At 52.4% G+C, this 1,645-nt stretch carries 4 protein-coding genes; 3 read left to right on the plus strand and 1 reads right to left on the minus strand.

Translation table 11 applies throughout. From position 1 onward, the window contains the following. The 3 genes from O3648_RS08215 to O3648_RS08225 all read left to right on the plus strand — a co-directional run. On the plus strand, window positions 1–372 hold a 372-nt coding region (locus O3648_RS08215; protein WP_371569544.1), incomplete at its 5' end, for an RNA polymerase sigma factor. Window positions 373–521: 149 nt separating this feature from the next. Further along, window positions 522–920, plus strand: a complete 399-nt coding sequence (locus O3648_RS08220; RefSeq protein ID WP_371569546.1) for an Asp23/Gls24 family envelope stress response protein — start codon at window positions 522–524, stop codon at window positions 918–920. Then, entirely contained in the window at window positions 910–1,266 is a 357-nt protein-coding gene (locus tag O3648_RS08225) for a transcriptional regulator (RefSeq protein ID WP_279741161.1), read from the plus strand. Before O3648_RS08220 ends, O3648_RS08225 begins: the two co-directional genes overlap by 11 nt. Window positions 1,267–1,387: 121 nt before the next feature. On the opposite strand, the gene O3648_RS08230 is transcribed toward O3648_RS08225, so the two are convergent. Next, complete coding sequence (locus O3648_RS08230; RefSeq protein WP_371569547.1) at window positions 1,388–1,600, minus strand: molybdopterin-binding protein; 213 nt, start codon at window positions 1,598–1,600, stop codon at window positions 1,388–1,390. Between the last annotated feature and the right edge of the window lie 45 nt (window positions 1,601–1,645).

A 1,645-nucleotide genomic window follows, 5' to 3' on the forward strand; every position in this document is an offset into this window, starting at 1 on the left:
GCAGCTTTTCGTGGCTGGATTATGCAGATTTGCACTAATAAAGCTACTAGTATGGTGCGTAAGAGTCAGCGTCGAGCCACTGATCCTTATGACGCAGAAGGGCTCGAAGGCGTGAGCGGTGCGGCTGAGATGACGTCGAGCAGTACCGCTGACCCGGCTGATTCCAGTGAAGTTAATGCGCAGATTCAGGCCCTTGCCAATCTTTTGGCGTCCGTGGAGCCTGAACTGCGTGTAGTGTGGATTCTTCGAGAAATCGATGAAATGTCATATGAAGAGATTGCCAAGACACTAAACCTGACAGTTTCGACCGTCCGTGGGAGGCTGGCACGAGCCCGTTCTCTCATCATACGCCTGATGAAGGAGTGGGCTTGAGTAAATCCAACAACCTCTCAAATAAGGTCCGACACTCAGCAGCGTCGGCAAAATCACTCTCACGCTCGCATGAGCAGGACAATCTGGACACCCATGAATATCTGAGTCTCATCGCCTCCCTCCACAAGGAATGGGACCGGCTAGAGGCTATGGGAAGTACCTCGGTTATGCCGCGACCCCGTTCCATAATGGACGCTATTATCGCTGAGACTCGACACGGTACTCAGGTGGAAATGCCCGATACAGATTTGGGTCCCTACAGCATGTCTGAGTTTTCGTTGAGGGCCCTTATTCGCCGCATTGTAGACTCAGTACCCGGTGCACGTTCCTTGCGTTCTTCTTTCGAGCACGCACCTTCAAGCGAAGAACATCGGGGTCTGGGGGTTCCGGAGGGTGTATCTTGCCGAATCTCGGCGTACGCTCCCGTTAAAAGCCTACCGCAGCTGGCCCAGCAAGTCCGTGATGCCGTCCGCGAAGCCTGCTATGAGAACCTGGGAATCTCCCCGACGGTCAATGTACATATCGAGGATATTCATCATGACGACTAACTTCTCTGCTGCCGAGCTACTCAGGCTTGTCACTGCCATTCCCGGAGTACGAGGAATCGAACCTGGACTGGGTAGCACCCTGAAAGTAATTGGTAGCCGCATGCCGCAGGCCCGATTTGGCGTCATCATTGAATCAGGCTTGCGCAAAGCTACTATTGAGGTCAGTATTGATGGATCCAGGCCGGTCAAAGATATCGTACGAGATATCCAAGAGACTGTCATTCATTCGCTGTCTCAATCGCAACAATACGACGAAGAACATACAAACTCTAAAACCTTAGACTCAACCGGTAGCGATAACGACAATACCCCGCAGGTTAGGGTGAGGGTCCAGTCTCTCCTGTAGGGGGTTCAACCTCAGAAAACAACGGAGCCCCGCACTACAGCTTGTAGTGCGGGGCTCCGCCCTATTAACCCTCGCGCGCCACAAAAAGCAGCCGCCCGGGTGTATGTCTTATTGACCGGGATTAGTGGTCAGCACCAACCATCACGTTGGACGCCTTAATCACTGCGTAAGCGGTCTCGCCAACCTTCAGGCCCAGCTCCTTGATGGACTCGTTGGTGATGGACGCAGAGATAACAACCTCGGGAGCGATCTCGATCTTAACGATGCCGTTAGTTGCACCCTCAGTAATCTCAACAACCTTGCCAGCGAACTGGTTACCTGTAGAAAGCTTTATGAAGCCGCGTCTTTCACTCAATAAACGTACAAAATAATCTAAGCA

The organism is Rothia sp. 27098_8_161 (genome assembly GCF_041432905.1).
In the GTDB taxonomy this organism is placed as follows: Bacteria; Actinomycetota; Actinomycetes; order Actinomycetales; family Micrococcaceae; genus Rothia.

Coding starts and splice junctions, on each gene's coding strand:
- O3648_RS08225 (WP_279741161.1), top strand. CDS start 910: ATGACGACTAACTTCTCTGCTGCCGAGCTACTCAGGCTTGTCACTGCC.
- O3648_RS08220 (WP_371569546.1), top strand. CDS start 522: ATGGGAAGTACCTCGGTTATGCCGCGACCCCGTTCCATAATGGACGCT.